Here is a 2,188-nt window from a genome sequence, read left to right on the forward strand (position 1 = left end):
TTCTGATTGCTTTATATGCTGCCCCATTTTCTCCACCAGTTGTTTGATGCTGGCTGGAGTCTTTTCCCAATCTGAGTCGGAAATTTCAATTCCGTAGGCGAGGCAGTTTTCATCCATGCCTCTTAATCTACCATCTCAGTAACCCATGTTTTGACTGTAGCGTTTCTTATCCTGTGAACGGTTACACGTATTGCCCAAATTCCAATAGCTATACTCAAATAACGAATCCTTGCATTAGTCCAACACTAAAGGATTAAGTTTATTGAGGTAGACGAAGCCAAAACCTGTGCATCGTTTGTCGATAATGACACACTAGCAAAACAGGATGAGGGAGGGTCTATAACAGAGACTCTCTGCACCACTTGCTTGGCTGTCGGCAGCACGCAAGGGCGCAGTAGCTCTTCAAGAGCCACTGCCGAACCACAAAGTGGTGAACAAACCAGAGAATAATTCATGCACTTGACGATTATATACTAGATATTAGTTCTGGAGTTGAGCAAGAAGGAAAAGAGTCACAAGATTGAATTCCCATATTATTCGCGATGAAAACTTGCGAATAATATTTCTTACTTTATTTTTGCAAAATTGGAATGCTCCCGTTTCATAAACCCTTTACTTTTAATTTAGAAATAACGAAAAATGGCGATATGCTTTTTTATTTTATTGTGTACTTTTTTAATCACTAGCTATTTTTTATTAAAAAAAATTATAGTGAAATTGCACATTTAGTTGGGATATTTGGAACTATCAGCCTGATTGTAATTTTAATCTTAGCTCCTTGGCAAATCCTACTTCTGCTATTAATTTCAGTCTTGATCAGTATAAGTTGCGAATACTACACAAGCAAGCTGATTATCACAGAAACAGAATATTTACAACAGCCTATAAGCAAATTTAAAGCAGATTATAACTTGAGCTACCGTGGTCTTTACTATTGTGCTAACTCTAATACTAAATCAGATGGAGTAGCACTATTACAAGTAACCTATAAATTGAGCTATAGGGGAAATACTTATTCTATTTGTATAGATTATAATGCACAGACACTGAGATTAACTTCACCATCAGTGACCTATCAATTGAGCTATAGAGGAAGCCCTTATTCTATAAACAAAACTACACTCATCAAAGACCAACGGCTCTCAAAATTGGAGGCAATAACCACAATTTCGCGCTCAAGCTGAGATGATTAAACTACACCTTTTTTCAAAATATGTTGGTATGAGTAAAGGGCTTATCTCTTTTGTGTTCGAGTTAGCTTGGCAAAGAAATCAGTTACCACCGCAGGACGACCGCATTATGTCAGAAAATAAAGTACATTCTCAATAGAATTAAAATTAATCTCATTAAGCCTTGCTTATTGCAAGAATTCTCGGCGTAGGCGTAGCCCGTTGCAGACATCGCTTTGGGGCTTAAAAAATAATCAAACGCGAAAGGAAAAATTTTTTCGTTGTTTCTTGAGCTTCGTTGTCATCAAGAGTAATTTAGATGCGTTTGCCCTGTTGCCTGGAGTAATACTCAGGCGTACAAATCTTGTCAAAACTTCCAAACTTGAAGACATTGTCAGTAGTAACTCTGTTAGTTATTGTAAAACAATATTACAAAGTAGAATAATATCGAGTCAAAAATACCTGTGATTAAGTGAGCGTTAATTCAGGGCATTAAATTAACTCGCTAACTACTGTTCCAATACCTGATTGATGTTTAATCCCTCTAACCCCTCCCCTGATAGTTCCTACATCCGTCCTGCTCGACGTGGGAAGCATAAAATTTTTATTGGTATGGCTCCCGGTGTTGGTAAAACTTACAAAATGCTAGAAGAAGCAGATTTTCTGAAGCAAGATGGGATCGATATTGTAATAGGCTTCTTGGAAACTCATGGACGCAAAGACACGGCTCTTAAAGCCACGGGACTAGAAGTGATTACTAGAAAAGTCTGTATCCACCAGAACATCACTCTGCAAGAAATGGACACGGATGCAATTATCTTGCGCTCCCCACAGCTGGTATTAGTTGATGAACTCGCTCACACTAATGTGCCAGGTTCACCACGAGAAAAGCGCTATCAGGACGTGGAAGTAATTTTGGCAGCCGGAATTGATGTTTATTCTACCGTCAATATTCAACATTTAGAAAGTTTAAATGATTTAGTAGCTAGAATTACAGGTGTCGTAGTGCGAGAGCGGAT

Annotated in this window: 1 protein-coding gene; it reads left to right on the top strand. The window is 38.2% G+C overall.

The features are described 5' to 3' along the window. Positions 1 to 1,700: 1,700 nt before the first annotated feature. Positions 1,701 to 2,188: histidine kinase (locus tag H6G97_RS50255; RefSeq protein ID WP_479684987.1), on the top strand; the 488-nt coding region annotated here is incomplete at its 3' end.

This window comes from Nostoc flagelliforme FACHB-838 (assembly GCF_014698065.1).
GTDB lineage: Bacteria > Cyanobacteriota > Cyanobacteriia > Cyanobacteriales > Nostocaceae > Nostoc > Nostoc flagelliforme_B.